Source organism: Reyranella sp. GW821-FHT12G01, assembly GCF_058806575.1.
On record NZ_JBXAPV010000002.1, the window covers coordinates 904,180 to 927,470 of the forward strand.

The 23,291-nt window shown below is 66.4% G+C and carries 27 protein-coding genes; 9 read left to right on the plus strand and 18 right to left on the minus strand.

Translation table 11 applies throughout. The annotated features are described in order from the left end of the window. Positions 1-6: 6 nt before the first annotated feature. The 5 genes from AC1RP5_RS23765 to AC1RP5_RS23785 form a co-directional block, all read right to left on the minus strand. The gene (locus AC1RP5_RS23765) at positions 7-1,041 is read right to left on the minus strand and encodes an ABC transporter substrate-binding protein (RefSeq protein WP_493114806.1); all 1,035 of its coding nucleotides are present in this window, start codon (positions 1,039-1,041) and stop codon (positions 7-9) included. A 72-nt stretch (positions 1,042-1,113) separates the two neighbouring features. Further along, positions 1,114-1,977, minus strand: coding sequence for a crotonase/enoyl-CoA hydratase family protein (locus AC1RP5_RS23770; protein WP_493114807.1), 864 nt, complete (start codon positions 1,975-1,977; stop codon positions 1,114-1,116). A gap of 11 nt (positions 1,978-1,988) precedes the next feature. After that, the gene (locus AC1RP5_RS23775; RefSeq protein ID WP_493114809.1) at positions 1,989-2,321 is read right to left on the minus strand and encodes a DMT family transporter; all 333 of its coding nucleotides are present in this window, start codon (positions 2,319-2,321) and stop codon (positions 1,989-1,991) included. Positions 2,322-2,357: 36 nt separating this feature from the next. Then, positions 2,358-3,386, minus strand: a complete 1,029-nt coding sequence (locus tag AC1RP5_RS23780) for a glycosyltransferase family 2 protein (protein WP_493114810.1) — start codon at positions 3,384-3,386, stop codon at positions 2,358-2,360. After that, entirely contained in the window at positions 3,379-4,119 is a 741-nt protein-coding gene (locus AC1RP5_RS23785) for a class I SAM-dependent methyltransferase (RefSeq protein WP_493114812.1), read from the minus strand. The genes AC1RP5_RS23780 and AC1RP5_RS23785 overlap by 8 nt, the downstream gene beginning before the upstream one ends. A 63-nt stretch (positions 4,120-4,182) precedes the next feature. Here AC1RP5_RS23785 and AC1RP5_RS23790 point away from each other — a divergent pair, with 63 nt between their 5' ends. After that, on the plus strand, positions 4,183-5,766 hold the full coding sequence (locus AC1RP5_RS23790; protein ID WP_493114813.1) for a hypothetical protein: 1,584 nt from the start codon (positions 4,183-4,185) through the stop codon (positions 5,764-5,766). Positions 5,767-5,864: 98 nt separating this feature from the next. Here the strand turns inward: AC1RP5_RS23790 and AC1RP5_RS23795 are convergent, their stop codons facing one another. Genes AC1RP5_RS23795 through AC1RP5_RS23810 form a run of 4 tightly spaced genes read right to left on the minus strand, consistent with a single transcriptional unit; the run spans position 5,865 to position 8,102 of the window. Next, positions 5,865-6,335: a PaaI family thioesterase gene (locus tag AC1RP5_RS23795; RefSeq protein WP_493114814.1), complete on the minus strand. Its 471-nt coding sequence runs from the start codon at positions 6,333-6,335 to the stop codon at positions 5,865-5,867. Next, positions 6,332-6,775, minus strand: coding sequence for an acyl-CoA thioesterase (locus AC1RP5_RS23800; protein WP_493114816.1), 444 nt, complete (start codon positions 6,773-6,775; stop codon positions 6,332-6,334). Before AC1RP5_RS23800 ends, AC1RP5_RS23795 begins: the two co-directional genes overlap by 4 nt. A gap of 5 nt (positions 6,776-6,780) precedes the next feature. Next, complete coding sequence (locus AC1RP5_RS23805) at positions 6,781-7,626, minus strand: VOC family protein (protein ID WP_493114818.1); 846 nt, start codon at positions 7,624-7,626, stop codon at positions 6,781-6,783. Further along, on the minus strand, positions 7,623-8,102 hold the full coding sequence (locus AC1RP5_RS23810; RefSeq protein ID WP_493114819.1) for a MaoC family dehydratase: 480 nt from the start codon (positions 8,100-8,102) through the stop codon (positions 7,623-7,625). Before AC1RP5_RS23810 ends, AC1RP5_RS23805 begins: the two co-directional genes overlap by 4 nt. 67 nt (positions 8,103-8,169) lie before the next feature. On the opposite strand from AC1RP5_RS23810, the gene AC1RP5_RS23815 reads away from it, so the two are divergent. Next, positions 8,170-9,879 carry an adenylate/guanylate cyclase domain-containing protein gene (locus AC1RP5_RS23815; RefSeq protein WP_493114821.1) on the plus strand — a complete coding sequence of 570 codons (1,710 nt, stop codon included), beginning with the start codon at positions 8,170-8,172 and terminating at the stop codon, positions 9,877-9,879. Between the two features lie 115 nt (positions 9,880-9,994). On the opposite strand, the gene AC1RP5_RS23820 is transcribed toward AC1RP5_RS23815, so the two are convergent. Next, entirely contained in the window at positions 9,995-11,155 is a 1,161-nt protein-coding gene (locus AC1RP5_RS23820; RefSeq protein WP_493114823.1) for an acyl-CoA dehydrogenase family protein, read from the minus strand. Between the two features lie 136 nt (positions 11,156-11,291). Here AC1RP5_RS23820 and AC1RP5_RS23825 point away from each other — a divergent pair, with 136 nt between their 5' ends. Further along, complete coding sequence (locus AC1RP5_RS23825) at positions 11,292-11,510, plus strand: (2Fe-2S)-binding protein (RefSeq protein ID WP_493114825.1); 219 nt, start codon at positions 11,292-11,294, stop codon at positions 11,508-11,510. Between the two features lie 30 nt (positions 11,511-11,540). On the opposite strand, the gene bfr is transcribed toward AC1RP5_RS23825, so the two are convergent. Then, a complete protein-coding gene (bfr, locus tag AC1RP5_RS23830) occupies positions 11,541-12,026 on the minus strand; it encodes a bacterioferritin (RefSeq protein ID WP_493114827.1) in 486 nt (161 codons plus the stop codon). Between the two features lie 471 nt (positions 12,027-12,497). Between bfr and AC1RP5_RS23835 the strand changes: the two genes are divergently transcribed. Together AC1RP5_RS23835 and AC1RP5_RS23840 are read left to right on the plus strand one after the other, a co-directional pair. Continuing rightward, complete coding sequence (locus tag AC1RP5_RS23835; RefSeq protein WP_493114829.1) at positions 12,498-13,094, plus strand: superoxide dismutase; 597 nt, start codon at positions 12,498-12,500, stop codon at positions 13,092-13,094. Positions 13,095-13,104: 10 nt separating this feature from the next. After that, complete coding sequence (locus tag AC1RP5_RS23840; RefSeq protein ID WP_493114831.1) at positions 13,105-13,260, plus strand: DUF3309 family protein; 156 nt, start codon at positions 13,105-13,107, stop codon at positions 13,258-13,260. 54 nt (positions 13,261-13,314) lie between these two features. Here AC1RP5_RS23840 and AC1RP5_RS23845 read toward each other — a convergent pair whose 3' ends face one another. Then, positions 13,315-14,421: a lipid A deacylase LpxR family protein gene (locus AC1RP5_RS23845; protein WP_493114833.1), complete on the minus strand. Its 1,107-nt coding sequence runs from the start codon at positions 14,419-14,421 to the stop codon at positions 13,315-13,317. Between the two features lie 36 nt (positions 14,422-14,457). After that, entirely contained in the window at positions 14,458-15,708 is a 1,251-nt protein-coding gene (locus AC1RP5_RS23850; RefSeq protein ID WP_493114835.1) for an MFS transporter, read from the minus strand. Between the two features lie 144 nt (positions 15,709-15,852). Here AC1RP5_RS23850 and AC1RP5_RS23855 point away from each other — a divergent pair, with 144 nt between their 5' ends. Next, on the plus strand, positions 15,853-17,055 hold the full coding sequence (locus AC1RP5_RS23855; protein WP_493114837.1) for an adenylate/guanylate cyclase domain-containing protein: 1,203 nt from the start codon (positions 15,853-15,855) through the stop codon (positions 17,053-17,055). Between the two features lie 18 nt (positions 17,056-17,073). On the opposite strand, the gene AC1RP5_RS23860 is transcribed toward AC1RP5_RS23855, so the two are convergent. Then, positions 17,074-17,952, minus strand: coding sequence for a TauD/TfdA dioxygenase family protein (locus tag AC1RP5_RS23860; RefSeq protein ID WP_493114839.1), 879 nt, complete (start codon positions 17,950-17,952; stop codon positions 17,074-17,076). Between the two features lie 102 nt (positions 17,953-18,054). On the opposite strand from AC1RP5_RS23860, the gene AC1RP5_RS23865 reads away from it, so the two are divergent. Both AC1RP5_RS23865 and AC1RP5_RS23870 read left to right on the plus strand, forming a co-directional pair. Continuing rightward, positions 18,055-18,837: an NAD kinase gene (locus AC1RP5_RS23865; RefSeq protein ID WP_493114841.1), complete on the plus strand. Its 783-nt coding sequence runs from the start codon at positions 18,055-18,057 to the stop codon at positions 18,835-18,837. Further along, the gene (locus AC1RP5_RS23870) at positions 18,834-19,925 is read left to right on the plus strand and encodes an AbrB family transcriptional regulator (RefSeq protein WP_493114842.1); all 1,092 of its coding nucleotides are present in this window, start codon (positions 18,834-18,836) and stop codon (positions 19,923-19,925) included. Before AC1RP5_RS23865 ends, AC1RP5_RS23870 begins: the two co-directional genes overlap by 4 nt. Here the strand turns inward: AC1RP5_RS23870 and AC1RP5_RS23875 are convergent, their stop codons facing one another. Both AC1RP5_RS23875 and AC1RP5_RS23880 read right to left on the minus strand, forming a co-directional pair. Continuing rightward, positions 19,926-20,747: an SDR family NAD(P)-dependent oxidoreductase gene (locus tag AC1RP5_RS23875; protein WP_493114843.1), complete on the minus strand. Its 822-nt coding sequence runs from the start codon at positions 20,745-20,747 to the stop codon at positions 19,926-19,928. Positions 20,748-20,764: 17 nt separating this feature from the next. Continuing rightward, entirely contained in the window at positions 20,765-21,184 is a 420-nt protein-coding gene (locus tag AC1RP5_RS23880) for a DUF1801 domain-containing protein (RefSeq protein WP_493114844.1), read from the minus strand. 82 nt (positions 21,185-21,266) lie between these two features. Here AC1RP5_RS23880 and AC1RP5_RS23885 point away from each other — a divergent pair, with 82 nt between their 5' ends. Further along, positions 21,267-22,223, plus strand: a complete 957-nt coding sequence (locus AC1RP5_RS23885) for a Bug family tripartite tricarboxylate transporter substrate binding protein (RefSeq protein ID WP_493114846.1) — start codon at positions 21,267-21,269, stop codon at positions 22,221-22,223. A gap of 6 nt (positions 22,224-22,229) precedes the next feature. Here AC1RP5_RS23885 and AC1RP5_RS23890 read toward each other — a convergent pair whose 3' ends face one another. Together AC1RP5_RS23890 and AC1RP5_RS23895 are read right to left on the minus strand one after the other, a co-directional pair. Beyond that, a complete protein-coding gene (locus tag AC1RP5_RS23890) occupies positions 22,230-22,793 on the minus strand; it encodes a nucleoside deaminase (RefSeq protein WP_493114848.1) in 564 nt (187 codons plus the stop codon). After that, positions 22,790-23,287 (minus strand): DUF2165 family protein, encoded by a 498-nt coding sequence (locus AC1RP5_RS23895; protein ID WP_493115254.1) that lies wholly within the window; start codon positions 23,285-23,287, stop codon positions 22,790-22,792. Before AC1RP5_RS23895 ends, AC1RP5_RS23890 begins: the two co-directional genes overlap by 4 nt. Positions 23,288-23,291 lie beyond the last annotated feature (4 nt).

The window sequence follows — 23,291 nt, forward strand, 5'->3', positions numbered from 1 at the left end:
GTCCGGTTAGCTGCGCTTGGCGGCACGCTGGGCGAACTCGTTGTTCCAGGTGTCGGCGAGCTTCACCGACGAGGCCTTGATGGCGGGATCACTCTCGACCAGGAACTTGAGACAATTCTCCATCGCGCCGGCGGGCATCGTGCCATCGGGTGAGATGGTTTCGCGCACGCCCGCGAACGACTTCTCGTAGACAGCGCGGTCACCCAGCAGGTAACCCTCGGGCACAGTGCTGGCGACATCGGCGGGCGACGCCGTCTGCAGCCACTGGTCGGCGCGCACGATGGCGGTGGCGAGCGCCTGTGTCGTTCCCGGGTTCTTCTTGATGAAGTCGGATTGCGAATAGAGGCTGGCCGCCGGGAAGGCGCCGCCGAACACTTCCTGGTTGCCCTTGGTCGTGCGCGTGTCGACCACCACCTTCACCAGGTTCTTGTCGGTGAGCACGGTCACCGCCGGATCGGTCTGGGAGACGCCGTCGATCTCGCCCTTCTCGATCGCGGCCACCACGGTCGCGCCGGCGCCGACGCCGATCGCCACCACGTCGCTGGGCTTCAGGCCGCCCTTGATGGCCCAGAAGTTCAGCAGCATGTGGGTCGACGAACCGGGCGCGGAGACGCCGAACTTCAGCCCCTTGATGTCGGCCGGGCCCTTCACCTTGGCGGCGACGTCATTGCGCAGCGCGATGGCGATCTGCATGCCGCGGCCGATCAGAGCAAAGCCCGTGACGTCCTGGCCGCGTTGCTGCATGCGAATGGTGTGCTCGTAGGCGCCCGCGACCACGTCGGCGCTACCGCCCATCAGGGCCTGCAGTGACTTGGCGCCGCCCTGGAAATCGTTGATCTCGACGTCGAGACCCGCTTCCTTGAAGAAGCCCTTGCGCTCGGCAATGGTCAGCGAAAGGTAGTAGAGCGCGGACTTGCCGCCGACCGCGAGGATCACCTTGCTCTTCTCGGGCTTGCCCTGCGCCCGCGCCACATAGGGCGCCGCCACCACCATCGGGGCGGCTGCCAACAGGGTCCGGCGCCGCATCTGCAGCTTGCTCATCGTTTCCTCCGCGAAAGGCTTGTTTTCCGGCAGCTTGCCGCAAGCCTCACGGAGGGGCAACGACGGATCGGGCTACTTGAACTTCCGTTCCTGCCACCACGGGAAGTAGGACGGCATGCCGTCGCTGACCTTCATGGGGAAACGGGCCGGGCGTTTTTCGAGGAAGGCGGTCACGCCCTCCTTCACGTCGGCCGACTTGCCGCGCGAGTAGATACCCTTGGAATCGACCTTGTGCGCTTCCATCGGATGGTCCGCGCCCAGCATCTTCCAGATCATCTGGCGGTTCAGCGCGACCGAAACCGGCGCGGTGTTGTCGGCGATCTCGCGGGCCAGCGCATAGGCGGTCGGCAGCAGGTCGTCGGGCTTATGGATCGAGCGCACGAGGCGGCCATTCAGCGCCTCTTCGGCCGAGAAGACGCGGCCGGTCATCACCCATTCCAGCGCCTGCTGCGGGCCCACGAGGCGCGGCAGGAACCAGCTCGAGCAGGCCTCCATGACGATGGCGCGGCGCGTGAACACGAAGCCGTAGCGCGCGGCTTCCGAGGCGAGGCGGATGTCCATGGCGAGCTGCATGGTGATGCCGACGCCGACCGCCGGGCCGTTGCAGGCGGCGATCGTGGGCTTCAGCGATTCGTAGAGGCGCAGGGTGAAGAGGCCGCCGCCGTCGCGATGGCCGTCGAGGCCGGGATCGACCGGCCCGCGATTCTCGGCGTTGAAGGTGTTGGCGCCGCCCGACAGGTCGGCACCCGCGCAGAAGCCGCGGCCCGCACCGGTGAACACCACCGCGCGCACGTCGTCGTCACGGTCGGCGCGATCCATCGCATCGAGCAGCTCCGACAGCATCTTGCCGGTGAAGGCGTTCAGCTTGTCGGGACGGTTGAGCGTGATGGTGAGGATGCCGTCCTTGGTCTCGTACTTGATCTGCTCGTAGTCCACGGAACGTCCCCTCACGCCTGGTTGATGAGAACGACGCCGCCCACGATCAGGGCGATGCCGCCGATCTGCTTGATGCCGAATGGCTCGCCGAAAAGGAAGTGCCCGAGCACTGCAACGATCGCATAGGAGAGCGACACGCTGGGAAAGGCGACCGAGACCGGGATCTTCCGCAAGGCGACGATGTAGAGGAAGGCGGCCGAGCCATAGAGTGCCAGGCCCATGATGGTCGAGGGGCGGAACAGCTGGCTGATGAAATCCGGCGCGTCGGCGCCCGCCTTCAGGAGCATCTGGCCGCCAATGCCGGTCAGGATGCCGATGCCCAGCGCCACGTAATAGATCATCATCCGTCTTCTCTCCCCCTTCGGCTCCGGCGTTTCAGCCTATTCGCGAGATGGCTCGCGATGCGGCTGGCCGGCCGCCCGCGTATCGACCTTCGGACGCTCGATGTCGAGCCCGCCAGCGCCGCGCCGGAACACTTCGCGCACCAGGTATTGCGGTTTGCGGTTCACGACCAGGAACATGCGGCCGAGATATTCGCCGATCATGCCGATCACGACGAGCTGCACGCCCGCCAGCACCAGCACGGCGACCATCAGCGACGCCCAGCCCTGTGGCGGCTTGTCGGAGACGATGGCCTCGACGATCGTGATCACCGCGGCCAGCGCGCCCAGCGCGCCGAACCCCAGCCCCAGCAGGGTCGCTATGCGGAGCGGCATCACCGAGAAGTTCAGGAACATCGCGAGCCACAGCCGGATCAGCCGGCGCAGCGTGTAGTTCGAACGGCCCTCGGCGCGCGGCAGGTGGTTGACCTGCAGGCGGCCGACATTCTGCGTCACCTGGAAGACCAGACCGTCGACATAGGGGAACGGCCCCTCGTAGCTCGCGGTGATGCGCTCGCGCACGAAGGCCGAGAGGCAGCGGAAGCTCGAAAGATAGAGACCCGTCGGCTTGTCGATCAGCCGGTCGGCGCACCAGTTGGTGAAGCGGCTGCCGAGGTTGCGCCAGGCCTCGTGCTTCTTCTCTTCGTAATAGGTGTAGACCGCGTCGTAGTTGCCGTCGCGGGCGTGCTCGAACAGGCGGCGCACTTCCTCGGGCGGGTTCTGCAGGTCGTCGTCCATGGTGATGACGTAGTCGCCGCACGCCCGCGCCAGCCCCGCCATCACCGCGTTGTGCTCGCCGAAATTGCGGCTGAGGCTCAGCACGATCACCGGCGCGCCGGGCTGGTCCACCAGCTCCCTGCAGACGTCGAGGCTGTTGTCGGGGCTGCCGTCGACCACCAGCACGATCTCCAGCCCGCCCTCGATCTCGAGGGCGCGGAGCGCGGCGACCAGGCCACCGACCGTGGCCGCGCCGTTGTAGACCGGCACCACGATCGAGAGGGCGGGAGTATTTCCGGAAGTCTCAGGCATCACGCACCGCCACGATCATGAGGGATCCTCCGAACGGCAGGCTGAGCCCGGCGCCGATGACGGCCCGCTCTATGGCGAGCGCCGTTGAGAAAATTGTATCGAGCCAGCGCGGATAGTCGCGCACGTCGCTCTGGGCGTCGTCGCGCTCGATCAGGCGATGGAGGAGCATCAGAGGAAACAAGAGCGTGTTCCAGTAGCTCGCACGAAGAATACGGAAGCCTGAGGCGGCGACCAGGGCGCGGGCCTTGCCGCGGGTGAAGCGGCGGGCATTGTGGACGCGCCTGTCGTGCGCCGACAGCATCCAGGAATAGGCCGGCAGATTGAAGACCGCGATCGCGCCCGGCCCGAGGCAACGATGCGCCTCTTTCAGGGCACGCGCGGGTTCCACGTTGGCATGGCACAGGACATCCAGCGAAACGTAGCCGCCCAGGGTTCCATCGCGCAGCGGCATTTCGTTAACCGATCCCGAGGCGACCGGCCGCCCCGCCTTGGCCATGGCGAGACTCGCGGCCACCGGATCGTATTCGAGGCCGATGGTCGGCCGCCCGGCCACGCCCGGCCCCATCACGTGCAGCATGCCCCCGGTCCCGCAGCCGGCATCGAGCACCGGTCCGCCAGCCCGGGAGTTCGACAGCGCACGGGCGAGCTGGTCCACGACCAGCCGGCGCAGGCCGCGATACCACCACATGCGGTCTTCGACCGCATGCATCAGCTCGTATTCGGCCCGTTCCATGAAGCGGCGTCTCTCCCGGGGAAGTCTCCTCTTCCTGTCCGCTTATGATATCTTCCCACCGCCTTGCCAACCGTTCAGACCAAACCCCCGACCATTCCGCCGCGCATCGAGCGGCTCTTATTGGTGCCGCTGTTCGCGCTGCCGGTCCTCTGGCTCGCCGGCTACTTCTTCCCGCCCATCAATCACGACGTCGCAGCGATCCTCGACGTGTCGACGCGCTGGATCAACGGCGAGAAGCTCTACGTCGAGGTTCTCGACGAGAACCTGCCGCTGACCTTCATCGTGCACGGGCTGCCGGTGCTGACAGCGAAGTTGCTGCCGGGCACCGTGACATTCTGGTTCACGGCCTGGGTCGTGGCCGGCATTTTTGCCTCGTTCTGGGCCTGCCGGCGGTTGATCCATCTCGTGCCCTCGGCCGACCATGCGCTCACCGAGGCGCTGCTGCCGCCGGTGCTGCTGTTCCTGTTCTCGGTGCTGCCCAACGAGCATTTCGGCCAGCGCGAGCACATCATGTTCGTGGCCTGCGCGCCCTACCTGATCGCCTCGATGGCGCGCGCCGAAGGCGTGAACCCGACGCGGCTGTCCTCGATCTTCATCGGCCTGGTGGCCGGCGTGGCGCTGGCCATGAAGCCGCATTACCTGGCGATCCCGGCCGCGGTCGAGATCTACCTGCTAACGCGCCGCGGCTGGCGGACGACCTTCACCGATCCGATCCCCTGGGCGATCGGCCTGCTGGCGGTCGCGCATCTCGCGATCATGTATCTGGTGTTCCCGGAGTTCGGGCACTTCGTCCTGCCGCTCGCCATCGAGGCCTATGCGCCGATCGGCGATTCGGGCTGGCGCGAGGTGCTGACCAGCAACGTACTGGGCCCAACCCTGATCGCGCTGGCAATTTTCGGCCTGCTGGCCATCGTCTTCACCAAGACGATCGCCGCCCGCGTGCTGGTCGTGTTTGGAGTCGGCGCGGCGCTCTCGGCGATCGGCCAGGCCAAGGGCTGGCCCTATCACGTGCTGCCGGCGCTCTCCGCCGCGATCATGCTGGCGGCGCTCACCGTCTCGCAGACCGTCGACCGCTACCTGCCGATCAGCCGCAGCGCCCACCGCCTGCCGGTGGCCGTGCTCTGCGCCACCTTCATGGTGCTGCTCTACTTCCAGGCGGCGCTCTACAATCCGCCCTTCTACAAGCAGCGCCAGTTCGAGGATTCGATCGGCGGCCGGCTGCAACACATCATCGAGCAGAACGCGCCCAACCGGACCATCCTCGTCCTGTCGCCGGGCATCTATCCGTTCTGGCCGATGGTGAACTACCTCGGCGGCCGCATGACCACGCGGTTCCTCACCATGTGGGTGCTGCAGGGCGTCTACGCGACCTGCGACGACTTCCCCGCCCTGTACAATCCGCCCGACACGATGGGCGATTCGGAAAAGTTCGTGTTCGATACGCTCAGCGAGGATTTCGCCCGCGAGCATCCCGACCTGTTGATCGTCGACCGCATCGCCGGCGTCCCGCGCTGCCAGGGCAAGGAATTCGATTACCTCGAATACTTCATGCAGAACCGGGTGTTCGCCGACGCCTTCGAGAACTACGAACACCTGATGGACTTCGACCGCTACCAGATCTACCGGCGGAAGAAGGACAAAAAATAAAGGTCGTCCTGAGCGCAGCGAAGGACCTGACGGAACGACCGACGCACTCCCTGGCTGGCGCGAGATCCTTCGCTTCGCTCAGGATGACAGAGAAGCGCTCAGCGCTTCCACGGTGGCGACAGCGCCGCAGCCCGTGCGGCTTCGGGGATCTTGTCCGGGTCGGGCACCTTGAAGACGCCCGAGGCCACCAGGACGATCTCGCCGCCGCAGACGAGATCGCAACTGCAGAAGCAGAAATTGAGGGTGCGCCGCGCGATACGCGCCTTGCCTTCGACCCATTGACCCAGTTTGGCGCCGCGCACGAACTCGCTGGTGAGCGAGATCGTGGGATGGGGCCAGAACATGCCGGTCGAGAAGCCCGAGCCCACGCCCATCACCATGTCGGCCACGGTGACGAGCAGGCCGCCATGCGCCCAGCCCATCGGATTGCCGTGCCGCTTCTCGAGCGGAAGCCCGATCCGGAGCCCGTCTTCCTCCGCCTTGAACCAGAGCGGTCCCACCAGCGAGATGAAGTCGTCTCCGACCTCGAGCTTGCGGAAGCCTTCGGGCGCCAGGGCGGAAGCGGTCATGCGTCGAGTCCATCCTTGGAAGCGGCGAGCCGGTCGAGCATGGCGCGCACCACGGGATCGAACGGTGTGGCGCGGTGCGTCTCCTCGTTCAGCGACACCATGATCACCTTCTGGACGGCGGTGCAATTGCCCTCGCCGTCGAACAGGCCCTGGCCGATCACGCACTTGCGGTCGTGCGCCTCGATGATGCGGACGCAGGCGACGGCGGTGCCGGGATAGAACATCTGCCGCTTGAAGTCGGCTTCGATGCGGCCGATCACCAGCCGGAAGCGCGGCATGCCCGAGCGCACGATACGCTTCAGGTAGGTGACGCGCGCATTCTCCAGCAGTTCGAGGAAAGCGCCGTTGTTGATGTGCCCGTTGGCGTCGACGTCGGCGAAGCGCAGGTTTTCGGTGGTCGAGAAGCCGTAGATGCCGCGGTCGGCAAGATCGAACGCCATGAAGACTAACGCTCCGAGAATTCCAGGGTGAGATGGGCTGCTTCCGACGGCGGCACGACGAGGCGACCCGAGTCGGGCTTGATCGTCTTCACGCCGTTGTTCTTCAGGAGATCCTCGCAGGCCGCGAGGTTCTCGACGCGCACCGTCAGCAGCGCGGGATGATCGCCCGGCCGCACCGGCTCGATGCCGGGATAGCGCACGGCATAGTCCTTCGGCGTCATGTAGCGGATCGGCTGCGTGCCGGTGTCGACCACCAGCCCGTCGCCCTCGCGCTTGGCCGAATCCGGCCCGAAATACTTCTCGAGCTCGGGGATCCACTTGGTCGGCTGCTCGGCGATCACCGTGACGCCCAGGATGCCGCGCGCGCCGTTGGGATGGGCGGCCCATTCCGGTCGATAGACGAACTCGGGCGTCAGGTGCTCGCAGACGAAGAAGCCGACGACCGGCATGTTGATCTTGGGAATCCGCACCGTGCGGAACTTGGCGAGCTCGGTCTTGCCCGCCACCTCGACCGCGCGATCGAAGAACAGCGGCGCATCGGGATTGAGCCCGGCCGTCTTGAAGGTCTCGAACGCCAGGTCCGCGCCGTCGGTCGCCAGCGCCACGTTGGCAAGGCCACCGCCTGCCTTCAGCCACTCGCGCCGCTCGGCGTTGAACTCGGTATCCTCGACCACGCCCAGGATCTCGAAATAGTCGGTGTCGAAGATCATCAGGTGGTTCGCGGTGCCGAGCTTCTTGTGGAAGCCGCGCGGCTGCACCTGGAAGCCGAGCTTTTTGTAGGCCGCCTCGGCCGCGTCGATGCCGTCGACCATGACCACCACATGGTCGAGCCCCTTCACCGCACGCTTCATACCGGCCTCCTGCGCACCATGTTGACCCCCTTGGAGGTCATGACCAACTCGCCGTTCTGATTGATCGCCGTCCAGTGCTCGTGGATCACGCCCATGGTCGGGCGGCTCTTGGACGGCACCTTATCGGCGCATTCGACCCAGGCGGTCAGCGTGTCGCCGGGCTTCACCGGCTTCAGCCAGCGCAGTTCGTCGATGCCGGGCGAGCCCAGCGCAGTGCGCTTGTCGACGTAGCTGTCGACGAACAGCCGCATCAGTTTCGCAGCAACATGCCAGCCCGAGGCGCAAAGGCCTCCGAACAGTGAGGACTTCGCAGCCTCTGCATCCACATGAAAAGACTGGGGATCGAACTTCTCGGCGAATTCGATGATTTCCTCGGCCGTGAAACTGGTCGAGCCGAGCGGGTATTTCCTGCCGACTTCGTAGTCTTCCCAATAGCGGGGCTCTGAGGACTGCATGCTCCGGTCTTCGCAGAGCATGGGCAATCACGCAAGCATGTCCTCTGCCGCTCCCTATGCTACCCTGTCGGCGGAAAACGAACGCGAGATGACAGACCTCAACCTCGTCCGCCGGCTCACCACGATCCTCGCCATCGACGTCGTGGCCTTCAGCACCATGTCGGCCCGCGACGAGGAGCATGCGCTCGCGCTGCTCTCGGCGCGCCTGGATACGGCGGGCACCTTGGTACGCCAGCATCGTGGCCGCGTCTTCAAGATGACGGGCGACGGCCTGCTGGCGGAATTCGCGAGTCCCGTCGAAGCCGTGCGCGCGGCGCTGGAGATCCAGGAGGCCATGCGCTCGGCCAACGCCATGGCGGGCACCGACGACCAGCTCACGCTGCGCATCGGCGTCAACCTGGGCGACGTGGTGGAGAGCGGCGACGACCTGATGGGCGATGCCGTCAACGTCGCGGTGCGGCTGGAATCGATCTCGGCGACCGGCGGCGTCTGCATCTCCGCCTCGGTCCACGAACAGATCATCGGCAAGCTGATGCTGGGCGCCGAGGATATCGGCGAGCAGCACGTCAAGAACATCCCCCGCCCGATCCATGCCTACCGGCTGATGATCGACGGCAGCCGGCCGTCCGGCATGGCGCATCCCGCGCATGCCACCGCCAAGGCGATGCCGCGCGCCCGCTTCTATCTGGCCGGTGGCGTGATCGGCGTGCTGGTCCTAGCGGCCCTCGCGGGCACCTTCTACCTGCGCCATCCCACGCCCGCGGCGTCACTGCAGATCGCCGAGCCGACCTCGGCCCTGCCGGTCGCGAACCGGCCGGTGCCGGAGACCGTCGCCACGACGTCCGCCCCGCGCACGACGACGACGCCCACGCCGCCGCCCGCCACCGCGCCGCAGACGCCCGCGCCCCCACCCTCTGTCGCCACGGCACCGGCGACGCCCGCCGTGCCGCCAGCCGCCGCTCCTGCGATGCGCAAGTTCGTGGCCAAGGACGTTCCCTTCGCGCCCGACTTCCGCTGGCGCGCCTTGCAGAACTATGCCGACGCCGAGGGCGCCAAGGCCTTCGCCCTGAACGTCCGCGGCATCTTCGCGATGGCGGTCGAGCGGGTCGACGAGACGACCGCGCGTCATGTTGCCCTCGAGGAGTGCAACAGGAAGGTGGCGAAGGAAGTCCCGATCGTGCGCGACTACGATCGCTGCATGCTCTACGCGGTCGAGAACGATGTGGTCTGGTCGTTCCGCCCGCCGCCCATGCCGCCGGCGCCCTACATTCCGTCCGCCAAACTGACCCCGCCGGTCGCCTTCGATCCCGCGACCGCGCCGCTCCTCAATCCGCAGGCGCGCGAACGCCTCGCCAAATTCTATGTGCCGAACCGCCATAACCGCGCGCTGGTATTGGGGCACAACCGGTTCGACTGGTGGACGCCGAGCGAGAACGACACCGACGCCATCCGCCGTAACCTGCAGATCTGCGGCCATCTCACGGGACGGCCCTGCGTCGTCTACACGCTGAACGACCAGGTGCTGGTCCGCACCCCGCAGACGATGCGCGCGATCGACGTGCTGACACCGCAGGACCTGTCGAACCTCGACGACGCCCAGCTCAAGGCGCTCGACCAGTACCTGATCGCCAACGACTGGCGTGCCGTGGCGCTGGCGCCCAACGGCCGCATCGGCATCGTAAGCAACCAGCCGAACGAACAGGCCGCGACCTCGGCTGCCCTGCAGGCCTGCCGCGACGCCGGCGGCTCGGACTGCGCCGTCACCGCCATCGGCCCGTTCATGGTCGCGCCGCAGTAGGGTCGAGCGACACGCCGCTACCTGTCATCCTGAGCGCAGCGAAGGATCTCGCGCTAGCCGAGGCGTGCTCCGCTCGATCCGCAAGGTCCTTCGCTGCGCTCAGGACGACTTTGAGTTAATCCGCCAGCGCCGCGCCAAAACGCTTGGCGATTTCCTCGAGCATGACTTCGGACGCGCCGCCGCCGATCGCCTGGACGCGCACATCACGCGACATGCGCTCCACCGGAGTCTCGCGCATAAAACCCATGCCGCCGTGGAACTGCACGCAGTCGAACAGCACCTCGTTCACGAGGTCGCCGGCCAGCGCCTTCACCATCGAGACCTGGGCGACGCAATCGCCGCCCTGCGCATCGAGCCACGCGGTGTGATGCACGAGCTGCCGCGCCGCCTCGACCTCGGCCAGCCGCTTGGAGAGGCGCTGGCGGATCGCCTGCTTGTCCCACAGCGGCTTGCCGAAGGCAGTGCGCTGGTTGACGTGCTCGAAGGTGAGCCGGATCGCCTCGCGCGCCTCGGCCATCGCCATGGCACCGATCACCAGACGCTCGGTCTGGAAGTTGGCCATGATCGAATAGAAGCCGCGGTTCTCCTCGCCCAGCACGTTCTCCACCGGCACGCGGCAATCCTCGAAGATCAGCTCGGCCGTGTCCGACGAGCGCCAGCCGGTCTTGTCGAGCGCGCGGCCGACCTTGAAGCCGGGCGTCCCCTTCTCGACGATGAACATGGTGATGGCGCGGCTGCCTTTGGCGTCGGGATCGGTCTTGGCCGCGATGAAGTAGAGATCGCCGTGCACGCCGTTGGTGATGAACATCTTGGTGCCGTTCAGCACGTAGTGATTGCCGTCGCGCACGGCGCGGGTGCGGATGCCGGCCACGTCGGAGCCGGCACCGGGTTCGGTGACGCCGACCGCGGTGATGGTCGTGCCGGCGATGATGCCCGGCATGTACTTCTCAAGCTGGCGCTTCGTGCCAAAGCGCACGAGATGCGGGCTCGCCATGTCGGTATGGACCAGCACGGTGATGGCGAAGCCGCCATGGGTCGAGCGGCCGACCTCCTCGGCCAGCACGACCGAGGCGCGCGCATCGAGCCCGGAGCCACCCAGCGCCTCCGGCACCCTGAGGCCGAACAGGCCGAGCGAGCCCATCTCGGCCAGCACGTCGCGCGGGACGAAGCCCGCCTCCTCCCATTTCGGCCCCTCGGGCCGGACGCGCTCGTCGACGAAACGCCGGATCTGGGCGCGGATGAGGTCGTGTTCTTCGCTGAAAATCGGATGGGTCATGGGGGCCGATTCTACACTTCGGCCGGGAAAAGTCCCGAATCAGGGGCTTTTTGACCGGCTTGACCGGCCGGGGTGCTCGCCCCTATTCTGCGCCTGCGAGTAAGTCGCAACAGCGGGAAGAAACGACCTCCAAGGCATGTTTATCTGCATTTGTAAGGCGATTCGGGAGCGTGAAGTCGACGATGCCGTCCGGGCAGGCGCCCGGCGTCCCGCCGACGTTTTCCGGGCCTGCGGCAAGAGCCCCCAGTGTGGCTCCTGCGCCTGCGACATGCGCGAGCGAATCGCCCAGACCATCGCCCACGAATGCGCCGCCCTGGAGCGTGCGCCCCAGCAGACGCTGCTCGCGGCCGACTAGGCCGGCTGCGCTGCTAGCATTCCCGAGCGATCAGCTCGGGCCCTTCCCTTCACCCATCTGGCTCTGCAGGTAGTTCTGCAGGCCCACCCGTTCGACCAGGCCGATCTCGGTCTCGAGGAAGTCGATATGCTCCTCGGCATCCTCGAGGATGCTGACGGCGATCTCGCGGCTGACATAGTCCTTCGCCGCCTCGCACGCCGTCACCGCCTCGACGAGCGCGGTGCGCGCGCCGGTCTCGAGCTTGAGGTCGGCCGCCAGTGCTTCGGGCACCGTCTCGCCGATCGCGATGCGTCCCATGTCCTGCAGGTTCGGCAAGCCGTCGAGCATGAGGATGCGCTGGATGAGCTTGTCGGCATGCTTCATCTCGCCGATCGACTCTTCGTAGATCTTCTTGCCGAGTCGATCGAAGCCCCAATGCTTCATCATGCGGGCGTGGAGGAAGTACTGGTTGATCGCCGTCAGCTCGTTCTTCAGGAGCTTGTTGAGTTCGGCGACGATCTGCGGGCTGCCCTTCATGGCAAACCTCCTATGAACTGATTCGATCTCCAACAGATACTCCGCGATTTTATGGGCGCAACCGAAGAGTGAGCGACTGAGAAACGTTCGCTGAAAAAACTGCTCGTAACGCATCGAAGTCGAGCAAGTGAGAACGACTTGCTCGCACGTGAGAAGCACTCGCGCGCATCTGAGAATCATTAGCTCGTCGGCACATCGACTCGGTCGCTTTGCGAGAGGTCATGAGATGCGCGCGAGATGTCCGCGAGGAAGTCGTGGGAACCGACTCTGCGCTTCGCGCGTTCACTTGATTCCCCTTCGAGCCCGCTCCACGGACCGGCCGTTCCCACACGCAAAATCAGGGCTTTCGGGGCATATTTCGGCAAAAAACGTAGCCACATCGCAACGCGCAACGTCATAAGGTGAGGAGCGTTCATACCGGACGCCGCCCGCCCGGGTCGATCCGGGCTAGCCAGCTTGAGGTCTCGCGTTATGTCTAACTTCACCCTCCCGAAACTCCCCTACGCCGATGACGCGCTCGCGCCGGTGGTTTCGGCCAACACCATCTCCTTCCACTACGGCAAGCATCACAAGGCCTACGTGGACAAGCTGAACGAGCTCGTCCCCGGCACCGCGTATGAAGGCCTGTCGCTCGAAGAGATCGTGAAGAAGTCGGCCAAGGACGAGAAGGGCAAGGCGATCTTCAACAACGCCGGCCAGATCTGGAACCACACCTTCTATTGGAACAGCATGACGCCGAAGGGCGGCGAGCCGACCGGCAAGATGAAGTCGCTGATCGACGATAGCTTCGGCGACCTCGACAAGTTCAAGGCGGCCTTCAAGGCTGCCGCCGTCGGCCAGTTCGGCAGCGGCTGGGCGTGGCTCGTGAAGGGCGCCGACGGCAAGCTCAAGATCGAGACGACCGCCAACGCTGACACCCCGCTCGCGCACGGCGGCAAGCCGCTCCTCGTCGCCGACGTCTGGGAGCACGCCTACTACCTCGATTTCCAGAACCGCCGCCCGGACCACATCCAGGCCTGGCTCGACAAGCTCGCGAACTGGTCGTTTGCCGAGAAGAACCTAGACTAAGGAGCAAGCAATGTTGGGCACCATCCTGCTGATCGTCCTGATCCTGATACTGGTCGGGGCGCTGCCGACCTGGCCGCACAGCAGCGGCTGGGGCTACTACCCAAGCGGCGGTATCGGCCTGGTGCTCATCATCGTGGTCATCCTGCTGTTGATGGGACGCATATAGCGACCCTCTCCGGCAGACAAAGGGGCGCCTTCGGGCGCCCCTTTTATTTTGACCTTAGTACCTGAAGGTCAGATTGACCGAGCCGAACTGCGTGATGCGATCTCGCTCGAAGAATTCCGGCGTCCGCAGGATCTGCGTGTAGGACAGCCGCATGCCGCGATAGAGGATCGCGAGGCCGGCCTGCACCTCGCCGACGAAGGGCCGGTGCGAGACGCGCTGGCTGAAGCCGTCGGTGTTGCCGTCGAGGAAGATGTTGCGCGCCACCGCCTGGCCGTCGAAGCCCGCGAACAGGTACCAGCCGAAGCTGCCGTCGCCGATGAACGCGTCCGATCCCGGCAGCGCGGGCCGTGCGCGCGTCGGCCCGAAATCGTCCCGCAGGTTCTTGCCGATGCGGGCGGTGCCGCCGGCGCTGGCATAGGTCGCGACGTTGCCCACGGCCACGGCCGCGCGCGGGATAAAATCGACTTCGAGCTTGGGATTGTCGATCAGCACGGCCCGCCCGGTGCGCCAGCGCCGTTCGAAAGTGAGGCCGACCGTCGGCTCGTTGTGGAGCTGGTTGGCCCAGCCGTAGGCCTGCGCCACACCGATCAGCCGATGGAAATTATTCTGCACGAACTCGCCGCCGGCGGCCGGACCGATCACGCCGACGTCGAGCTGCAGCGTGTCGAGCCGCATCGGCTCGTCTATCCCGGTCTTCGTGTCGTGCCGCTTGTAGGTGTACTGCAGCGCAAAGCTCGCATAGAGCCACGCCGCATAGGGCCGGTCGTTGTAGATAGGGTTTGAAACGTAGGTGTTCTCGGGCGTGTAGATGTTCTGCCCGGCCGAGATCGCAAACCGGCGGATCACCGAGTCGGCCGTAGCCTCGCCCAGAAAGGTCGGGATCGTGGTCATCGCCACGACGCCCTGCGGCATCTCGGTGATGGCGGGCGACAGCCAGCCGACCCGCAGGCCGCTGGTATAGTCGCGATCCGACTTGCCGATGCGGTTGAAGACATCGTTCTCGACCTGGAACGTGTAGATGCTGCGCAACTCGTCCTCGGTCGCCGAGGGCCGGGGTGGCGGCTTGTTCTCTTCGGAAGAGGACTGCGCACCGGCGGAGGCCGCGGCGGCAAGAAAGGCGGCCATCGCCAGAGCGATGGTCTTGGCGAGGCGATGGAGCATTCCGGCTGGAACGCGACGCCCCGTCGCCGGTTGCGCCTATCTCACGTTCACGGGCGCCGTGCGATCCCACAGGTCGGCGCGCCACCACAGTGCGATCGCCAGGGTGAAGACGATGCCCAGCACGCTGTAGAAGGTGCCCGTCGCCGAGAAGCCGCTCCATTCGACCAGCGGGCCCGACAGCAGCAGGCCGAGCGGCAGGCCATAGACGGCCAGCATGCGCACGCCCATCACGCAGCCGCGCAGCGCGGGGTTAGTGACCCTGAGCAGGATCACCGCCATCGGGATCATGCAGAAGCTCTGGAAGAAGCCAGAGACGAACAGGACGACCTGTCCCGGCAGCGGCACCGTGATCCACGAGAAGACGAGGTTCAGCGACATCCAGACGATGGCGCAGGCAATCATGGTGCGCGCCGGCCGGATATAGGCGCCGTACATCGACAGCAGGATCGAGCCGGCGAGCGCGCCGCCCGCGAAGCAGGCGATCAGCCAACCAAGCCCGGTCTGATCCATGCCGTAAATGTCCTTGGCGACGTAGGCCAGCATCGAACCGGTCAGCGGATAGGCCGCGAAGTTCACGAGGAAGGCCAGCAGCATCACCGCGCGCACCACGGGCGTCGACCAGACATAGGCGAAGCCCTGACGCAGCGCGCTCAACGCCGAGAGGGCCACCTCGCCCTCGCTCAGGATGCGCAAGCGGCGGATCCCCACCCCGAAGGTCAGCGCCAGACAGACCGCGTAGACGCCGCAGACCGCGACATAGGCCAGGCCCGAGCCCAGCATCGCGACCAGGGTGGCGCCCGACAGAGCGCCCACGATGCGGGCGGAATCGGCGGTGGTCCGCGACACGCCCATGGCGCGCATCAGGTAGTCGGCCGGCATCGTCTCGCCGACCAGCAGGTTGCGCAGCGTGATGTCGGAGGGGCGCACCAGCCCCATGACAGTGGCGAGGATGAACACCGGCACCGGGGCGGCGAGGCCGGTCAGGAACAGCGTCGCCAGGCTGGCCGCCAGCACGAGATACGCCGAGCGCATCAGCAGCAGGACGTTGCGGTTGCCGATGCGATCGCCCGCCATGCCGAACAGCGGCGAGATCAGCGTGCCGAGGAATTGCAGCGAGCCGAACACCGCCAGCGCCAGCACCGAGCCGGTCGAGACCAGCACGAACCATCCGAGGATCACGCCTTCCATCTCGAACGCCCAGGAGGCGAGGAGATCGGCCGGCCACTGGAAGCGGAAGCTCCGAATCCTGAAAGGCGCCAGAGCGGGCGCACGCGCGATGAGGCTCACGTCTTTTTCGTTCCCTCCCCCTGCGCCTTTCACCGGAGCGCTTCTGGGGACGCCAACCCTGCGCGATCGCGCGCAGGACCGCAATCATCGCCTCGGCATGCCCCCTCCGCACGAATGACCGGGCTCGTGCTAGGATGTGGCGGCATGGACGAAGAGACTTCGCGTCGCGTCTACCGCGATCCGCTCGCCCGCTGGTTTGTCACCGAGGCCTACCGGATCGCCGACACGGCGGAGCTGATCGCAGCGACCGGCGAGCACATCGTGGCGGCAGGCCTGCCGCTCTACCGCCTCGCCTACTTCCAGCGCACGCTGCATCCGGAATTTTCCGGCAAGGGCTATTTCTGGCGGCGCGGCCTTGGCGTCGAATCGGGTTCCGTCCCGCACGGCTACCAATCCGGTGCGGAGTATCGCGACAATCCGCTGCCCGCCGTCTACCAGCACCGCAAGATCTTCCGCTTCCGCCTCGAAGGCACCGAGCCGCAGGCGCCTGTCCTGCGCCAGCTCCAGGCCGAGGGCGCGACCGACTACGTGGCGCTGCCGCTGTTCTTCTCCAACGGCCATGTCGATGCGCTCAGCCTCGTGTCCGACCGGCCCGGCGGGTTCGCGCAGGAAGACCTCGACCGGCTCTATCACCTGCACTTCGCCTTTACGCGCGTGGTCGAGAACCATTCCCTGCGCGACACCGCGGCCAACCTGCTGGACGCCTATGTCGGGCGCGCCGCCGGCCTGCGCATCCTCGACGGCGAAGTGAGACGCGGCGACGGCCAGACGATCGAGGCGGTGATCTGGTACTGCGACCTGCGCGGCTTTACGCGCGCCTCCGATGCCTTGCCGCGCGATTCGGTAATCTGCCTGCTCAACGACTATTTCGGCGCCATGGGCGCGGCCGTGTCGGCCGCGGGCGGCGAGATCCTGAAATTCATGGGCGACGCCATGCTGGCGATGCTGCCGGTCGACGGACCCGACAGCCGCACCGGGACAGTCGCGCGTGCGACCCAGGCCGCCGCTCAGGCCGCGACGTCGATCGCGGCGCTGAACGACCGCCGAAGCGCGGCGGGCCAGCCGGTGCTGCGCTTCGGGCTGGCGCTGCATATCGGCGAGGTCATGTTCGGCAATATCGGCGCAAGCTCGCGCCTCGACTTCACGGTGATCGGCCCCGCCGTCAACTATGCCGCGCGACTGGAAAAGGTCTGCGCGCCTTCGGGGCAGTCGATCGTGCTCTCGCACGCCGTAGCGTCGCTATTGCCGACAGCCGCCGCCACACCGCTCGGCCAGTACGCTTTGAAAGACGTCGACGACCCACAACAGGTGTATGGGTTGGCCAATCTTGTGCCTCTCCCCCGATAAGGGGAGAGGAACATGAAATCAGTGCACCATCGGCGGCTTCACCTCGCCGAGACCGTCGGCGTCGGTGGCCGAGATCGTCGTGCGCACCATCGAGCGTTCGCGCGCGTAGTCCCAGGGGCGGCCGCGATGGAGCATGGCGCGGTTGTCCCACATCACCGCATCGCCCTGGCGCCATTTGTGGCTGTAGACGAACTCGGGCCGCGTCGCCTCGTCGAGCAGTTGCGCGAGGAGCTGGCGCGCATCGCGGTCGTCCATGCCGTCGATCGCGTAGGCATGGCTTGCGACATAGAGCGCGCGACGGTCGTTGCTCGGATTGCGCCAGTTCAGCCGCCAGCGCACCGGAGGCAGCGCCGCGCGCTCGGCGGCATTGGCGAGGTCGGGATGGATCTGGTCGCGGCTGTTGGCATAGGAGTGCGTCGCGACGGAGCTCTTCAGCTTCTCCTGCAGGTCGGCCGGCAACCGTTCCCAGGCGAGCCGCGTCGACGTGTATTCGGTCTCGCCGCCGGACTCCGGCAGCACGCGCGCCGTCAGCACCGACGCCAGCGCCGGCGTCTTCTTGAACGAGGAATCGGTGTGCCAGAGCGCGTTGGCCTTGGCGACCAGCACCTGGCGATGGTCGGGCGGGACGATCTCACCCTGGGCGCCGACATTGGTCAGGCGCGAATAGAAGCTGTTCTCGCCCACCGACGCCGCCTTGGTCAGCTCCAGCGGCCCGAAAGCGCGACTGTAGGCGACCTGGATATCGTCGGCGATCTGCTGGTCCCGGAACACAAGGAGTGAATGCGTCTCGAAGGCCTGGCGGACCTCCGCATAGGCCTGGGCATCGATCGCGACATCGAGCAGCGAGACGCCCTTCACTTCGACGCCGAAGCCATCGGCCAGCGGGACCAGTTCCATCGCGTTCCTCCTCGCGGTTTCTTTTGTGAGGGGATTTTATCGCACCGACACAGCGGACGGCTATAGTACGATTCTTGCACCTAGAGCATTGCTGACACCCAGATGGCCTCCCGCCCCTCGCCCGCTCCCCGCCTCGCCTTCGTTTGCGCCGCCACCCCGACGGCGCGCGAGGCCAAGGCGCGCCTCGAAAAGCGCTATGGCGCGGCGACGCCGGCCGAGGCCGACATCATCGTAGCGCTGGGCGGCGACGGGCTGATGCTGCAGGCCCTGCACCGCAACATGCGCCGCCTCAAGCCGATCTACGGCATGAACCTCGGCACCGTAGGCTTCCTGCTGAACACTTATAAGGAAACCGGCCTGCTCCAGCGCCTGCAGAAGGCTCGCAAGGTGGCGCTCACCCCGCTGCGCATGGTCGCCTACAACACCCGTGGCCAGGCCTCCGAGGTGCTGGCCATCAACGAAGTGTCGCTGCTGCGCTCCAGCCGGCAGACCGCGCGCATCGAGGTGGCGGTCGACGGCAAGAAGCGCCTGCCCGAGCTGCATTGCGACGGCGTGCTGGTGGCGACGCCCGCCGGCTCGACCGCCTACAATCTCTCCGCCCACGGGCCGATCCTGCCGCTGGGTGCGGGCCTGCTGGCCCTGACGCCGATCAACGCCTTCCGGCCGCGGCGCTGGCGCGGCGCGCTGCTGTCGCGCACCTCGCGGGTCGAGTTCTCGATCCTCGATCCCAAGAAGCGCCCGGTGGCGGCGGCCGCCGACTCCGTGGAGATCGCCAACGTGGCCCACGTCATCGTGACGGAAGCCATCGATACCCGCCTCACCCTGCTGTTCGATCCCGAGCACGATCTCGAGGAGCGTATCCTCAAGGAGCAGTTCGTTCCTTGAGCGCTAACGACGTTCCCCTCAAGCCCGAAAAGAAGAAGATCATCGGCCACGAGGGCTGGCAGCCGCTCGTGCTGGCGATCGCCATCGGCACGGCGGGCGGCTTCCTCTTCAACTGGCTGCGCATGCCGCTCGCCTGGATGCTGGGCGCCTGCGTCTTCTCGACGATAGCGGCCTTCCTCGGCCTGCGCGTCGGCATGCGGATACGCCTGCGCCAGGGCATGATCATCATCCTGGGCGTGCTGTTGGGGTCCGGCTTCTCGCCCGAGCTGCTGCAGCGACTGGGCGAATGGGCGGTGAGCCTCTGCGTGCTGACCGGCATGACCATGACCGGCGCCTCGCTCTGTTACCTCTGGCTGCGGCGCGTCACCGACTGGAACAAGGTCACCTGCTACTTCGCCGCCATGCCCGGCGGGCTGAACGACATGACCATCATGGGCGGCGCCATGGGAGGCGAGGAGCGTGCGATCGCCCTCGCCCACGCCCTGCGCATCCTCACTGTCGTGCTCACCATCCCGGTCTGGTACCGGCTGGTGAACGGCGCGCAGACCAGCGTGCTCACCATGGTCCACGGCCCGACCAACAACGACTGGAAGGACTATGCCGTCCTGATCGGCTGCGGCATCGTCGGCGCCATTGCCGGCCGCCTGCTGCGCCTGCCCGCCAGCTTCATGATGGGGCCGATGATCATGAGCGCCATCGCCCATCTCAGCGGCCTGACCAATTCTCAACCGCCGGGCTTCCTCGTCGCGGCGGCACAGGTCGTGGTCGGGACCGGCATCGGCTGCCGCTTCGTTGGCGCCAACTTCGACAAGCTGCACAAGGAAATGGCGGCCTCGATCGGCGCCGCCGTCATCCTGATCGGCTGCGCCGTCGGCTTCGCCGAGATCACGGTGGCGCTGACCGGCCTCAACCTCGATGCCACCGTGCTGAGCTATGCGCCGGGCGGCTTCGCGGAGATGAGCCTGATCGGACTGGCGCTCGGCATCGAGATCGCGATGGTGGCGACCCACCATCTCTTCAGGATGTTCCTGATCATCATCACCGGCCCGATCGTCTTCCGCACGATCCTGAGGCGAGCCCGGCGCTGATCAGGCCCGCAGCGTGATGCCGCCGTCGACCACCAGCAGGTGGCCGTTCACATAGGCCGACTGGTCGGACGCCAGGAACAGCGCCGCATTCGCCGTATCCCAGCCCGTGCCCATCTTGCCGGTCGGCGAGGCGCGGTCGCGGATGGCGATCATCTTGTCGTAGGCCTGATTGTGGTCCTTCTCGTTCTTGGCGTACTGCTCGGCCAGGAAGTCGATCATCGGCGTGTGCATCAGGCCGGGCAGGATCGCGTTGCAGCGGATGCCCTTCTCCGCGTACTGCGAGGCGATCGCCATGGTGAGCGAGTTCACCGCGCCCTTGCTGGCATTGTAGGCGAGATACGAGATACCCTTGGGGCTGCGGATCGAGGCGATCGAGCTCACGTTCACGATCGCGCCCTTGCCCTGCGCCTCCATGATCGGCAGCACATGCTTGGCCGTCAGGAAGAAGCTTTTGACGTTCACGTCGAACACGCGATGCCACTCGTCCTCGCTCAGTTCGACCGGGCCGCCCTGCGAGCCGATGCCGACATTATTGTCGAGGATGTCGACCCGGCCCCATCTGTCCATGCAGGCATCGACCATCGCCTTCACGCTGGCATTGTTCGAAGCGTCGGCCTCGAAGGCGACGGCTACGTCCTTGCCCATCTCCTTCTCGATCAGGCCGACCGTCTCCTCGGCCGCCGCGCGCTTGCGGTCGACGCAGAACACCTTGGCGCCCTCGCGCGCAAAGGTGAGCGCCGTGCACTTGCCGTTGCCCCAGCCCGGCCCACTCGATCCCGCCCCGACGACGATCGCCACCCTGTCCTTCAGCTTGTCCGACATGCCGCTTCGCTCCCGCGCTATTTCTGTCTCTTCTTCCGCAAATGATGGGTCAGGGCCAGCGCAATGCAGTGGCGCAATTCTCTGGCCGGAACGCGCGTCGTCGCCCCGAACAGGAGAGCCCGCTCACCCTCGTAAGCGAAGGTCTCGGGATAGAGCTCGCGGAACTGGCCGACCAGCCCGCTCTGGCAATGGAAGTAGATCGCATGGCCACCGCTATCGCCCTTCAGCCGGTCGATGCGCACGGTAGTGCCGCTGCCGGTCTCCTCGGTGAGGTAGCTGGGCTGGCCCCATTTCAGTGTCTCTGTCAGCGCACCGACGCCGTCGGTCGTCGCCGCCACGTCGAAGATGATCTCGCGCAGCGCCATCAACCGGGCGCGCACGTCCGGCGCATAGGCCCTGAAGGCCGCCGCCACCTTGGGATCGCCGAACCGCTTCATGGCCGAACTCTAACACGAAGCTGGCGAGCCGGACGTCCGCGTGAAATGCTCCCGGCAACAAAGAAGAATCGGAGGAGCGTTCATGCGTCGCCGCGCGTTCACCGCCTCGGCCCTGGCAGCAGTTGCGACTCCCGCACTCGCGCAGCCGCAATGGCCGACGAAGCCGCTCCGCCTCGTCATCCCCTATCCACCCGGTGGCCCGTCGGATGTGTCGAGCCGCATCGTCATGGAGCGCGCCGCCCACCTGCTGGGCCAGAGCGTGCTGTTCGACAACAAGGCTGGCGCCTCGGGCATGATCGGCGCGGAGTTCGTGAAGAACCAGACGGTCGACCATCACACGTTCCTCACCACCACGACCGCGATGGTCTGCATCACGCGCCACCTGCAGCCGATCCCCTTCGATCCCGATCGCGACATCGTGCCGGTGTCGCGCATGACGACCTCGTGGGGCGCCTTCGCCGTGCATCCCTCGGTGCCGGCAACGACGGTCGCGGAGTTCGTGGCCTACGCGAAGGCCAATCCCGGCAAGCTGAATTACGGCTCGGCCGGGCTCGCCACGATCACCCACCTGTTCGGCGAGATGCTCTGCCTCGAAGCCGGCATCAAGATGACCCACGTCCCCTATCGCGGCAGCGCGCCGGCGACCAACGGGCTGCTGGCGGGCGAGATCCAGGCGCAGTTCGACCAGACCACCCTGCCGCACATCAAGGCCGGCCGCTTGCGCGCGCTCGCGATCCTGGCCGAAGTGCGCCATCCCGATTTCCCCGACGTGCCGACCCTGCAGGAGACCGGCTACGGCAAGGAAGGCGGCGAGTCCTGGTTCGGCATCCTCGCGCCCGCCGGCACCTCGCCCGAGGCGATCGCCCGCCTCGACAAGGCCATCGCCGACGCCGTCCGCGCGCCCGACATCGCCGCCAAAGTCCATGGCGGCGGCATGCGCGTGACCTATCTCGATCCAGCGGACTTCAAGGCGCGCATCGGCGTCGAGAGCGCGATGTTCGGCAACATCGTCCGGAAGGGCGACATCAAGCTGCCGTAAGCAGCCTCAGCGCTTGCGCTCCAGGAACATCCTGTCGGTCTCGGCGGCCAACACGCCGCCCAGCAGCAGGCCGCTGTAGAAGGGGCTGGCGTCGGCCACCTGCTTGGCGGTGATGTTGATCTGGCCGATACCGGCCGCGAGGATTCCCTGGATCGACGAGGCGAAGACCACGCCGCCGATGCCGGCCCAGACCAGCGCGCTCATGCACATCGAGCAGGGCTCGCCGGTCGTATAGAGGACCATGTCCTCCCAATCCTTGCTGCCGTGGCGTTGGACATAGTCGTTCATGCAGGCGATCTCGCCGTGCAGGATCGGGTTCGTGCCGGCATTGTTGACGCCGCGCGCCATCGTCTCGCCCGCGCCGCCATTCGCGGCCGGCCGCACGATCACCGCGCCGAACGGATACATCGCATTGCCGCGCGCCTCGGCGATCGCCAGCCGCATGCAGCGCTCGTGCTCCGCCATCGTGATCGTCGGCAGCGGTGTCCGTGCCCTAAGGCCCGCCGGCAGCGACGCGGTCAGCCCAGCAGCCCCACAGGCGCAGAGCAGGAAACGGCGGGTCGTGTTCATCGGGCGAGGTCTCCGTCGGGCTGGTTCACGAAGATCAGCACGACCAGCAAGGTCATGTAAAAGCGGAAGGCCGCCTCCTGGCCGTTCCATGTCTTGGACTGCCACATCGCGAACCACTCGCCGCCCACGACCATGAAGCCGCCGAACCACAGCAGGAAGCCCAACCCGACGCCCAGCACGACGAACTGCTTGGCGGCGTTGAAGGTGGCAGCCGGTGCATGACGCGCCATGAACAGGCGCAGCGTGCCGAGGCCCAGGAGGATGGCGACCGCGCCTTCGCCCGCGATGATCGCCCAGTAGCCTGCCGTCCAAATCGCGGGATTGTCGATCGCGCGGCCGCGCAGCGCGTTGCCGGGAAAGGTCGTGTCCATCGACAGGGTATGGCCGACGAAGGCGTAGTTCGAACCGTAGTCGACCAGGTTGTTCACCGTGACCAGGCCTGCGAAGGCCGCCGTCGCGGCGACCATCGCCACCTTCACCAGACGGGTCGTCAGCATC

Bases quoted from the DNA above. Each gene is read 5' to 3' on its own strand.
- AC1RP5_RS23765 (WP_493114806.1), bottom strand. From the start codon at position 1,041: ATGAGCAAGCTGCAGATGCGGCGCCGGACCCTGTTGGCAGCCGCCCCG.
- AC1RP5_RS23775 (WP_493114809.1), bottom strand. From the start codon at position 2,321: ATGATGATCTATTACGTGGCGCTGGGCATCGGCATCCTGACCGGCATT.
- AC1RP5_RS23780 (WP_493114810.1), bottom strand. From the start codon at position 3,386: ATGCCTGAGACTTCCGGAAATACTCCCGCCCTCTCGATCGTGGTGCCG.
- AC1RP5_RS23785 (WP_493114812.1), bottom strand. From the start codon at position 4,119: ATGGAACGGGCCGAATACGAGCTGATGCATGCGGTCGAAGACCGCATG.
- AC1RP5_RS23795 (WP_493114814.1), bottom strand. From the start codon at position 6,335: ATGACCGCTTCCGCCCTGGCGCCCGAAGGCTTCCGCAAGCTCGAGGTC.
- AC1RP5_RS23800 (WP_493114816.1), bottom strand. From the start codon at position 6,775: ATGGCGTTCGATCTTGCCGACCGCGGCATCTACGGCTTCTCGACCACC.
- AC1RP5_RS23805 (WP_493114818.1), bottom strand. From the start codon at position 7,626: ATGAAGCGTGCGGTGAAGGGGCTCGACCATGTGGTGGTCATGGTCGAC.
- AC1RP5_RS23810 (WP_493114819.1), bottom strand. From the start codon at position 8,102: ATGCTCTGCGAAGACCGGAGCATGCAGTCCTCAGAGCCCCGCTATTGG.
- AC1RP5_RS23815 (WP_493114821.1), top strand. From the start codon at position 8,170: ATGACAGACCTCAACCTCGTCCGCCGGCTCACCACGATCCTCGCCATC.
- AC1RP5_RS23820 (WP_493114823.1), bottom strand. From the start codon at position 11,155: ATGACCCATCCGATTTTCAGCGAAGAACACGACCTCATCCGCGCCCAG.
- AC1RP5_RS23825 (WP_493114825.1), top strand. From the start codon at position 11,292: ATGTTTATCTGCATTTGTAAGGCGATTCGGGAGCGTGAAGTCGACGAT.
- bfr (WP_493114827.1), bottom strand. From the start codon at position 12,026: ATGAAGGGCAGCCCGCAGATCGTCGCCGAACTCAACAAGCTCCTGAAG.
- AC1RP5_RS23835 (WP_493114829.1), top strand. From the start codon at position 12,498: ATGTCTAACTTCACCCTCCCGAAACTCCCCTACGCCGATGACGCGCTC.
- AC1RP5_RS23840 (WP_493114831.1), top strand. From the start codon at position 13,105: ATGTTGGGCACCATCCTGCTGATCGTCCTGATCCTGATACTGGTCGGG.
- AC1RP5_RS23845 (WP_493114833.1), bottom strand. From the start codon at position 14,421: ATGCTCCATCGCCTCGCCAAGACCATCGCTCTGGCGATGGCCGCCTTT.
- AC1RP5_RS23855 (WP_493114837.1), top strand. From the start codon at position 15,853: ATGGACGAAGAGACTTCGCGTCGCGTCTACCGCGATCCGCTCGCCCGC.
- AC1RP5_RS23860 (WP_493114839.1), bottom strand. From the start codon at position 17,952: ATGGAACTGGTCCCGCTGGCCGATGGCTTCGGCGTCGAAGTGAAGGGC.
- AC1RP5_RS23865 (WP_493114841.1), top strand. From the start codon at position 18,055: ATGGCCTCCCGCCCCTCGCCCGCTCCCCGCCTCGCCTTCGTTTGCGCC.
- AC1RP5_RS23875 (WP_493114843.1), bottom strand. From the start codon at position 20,747: ATGTCGGACAAGCTGAAGGACAGGGTGGCGATCGTCGTCGGGGCGGGA.
- AC1RP5_RS23880 (WP_493114844.1), bottom strand. From the start codon at position 21,184: ATGAAGCGGTTCGGCGATCCCAAGGTGGCGGCGGCCTTCAGGGCCTAT.
- AC1RP5_RS23885 (WP_493114846.1), top strand. From the start codon at position 21,267: ATGCGTCGCCGCGCGTTCACCGCCTCGGCCCTGGCAGCAGTTGCGACT.
- AC1RP5_RS23890 (WP_493114848.1), bottom strand. From the start codon at position 22,793: ATGAACACGACCCGCCGTTTCCTGCTCTGCGCCTGTGGGGCTGCTGGG.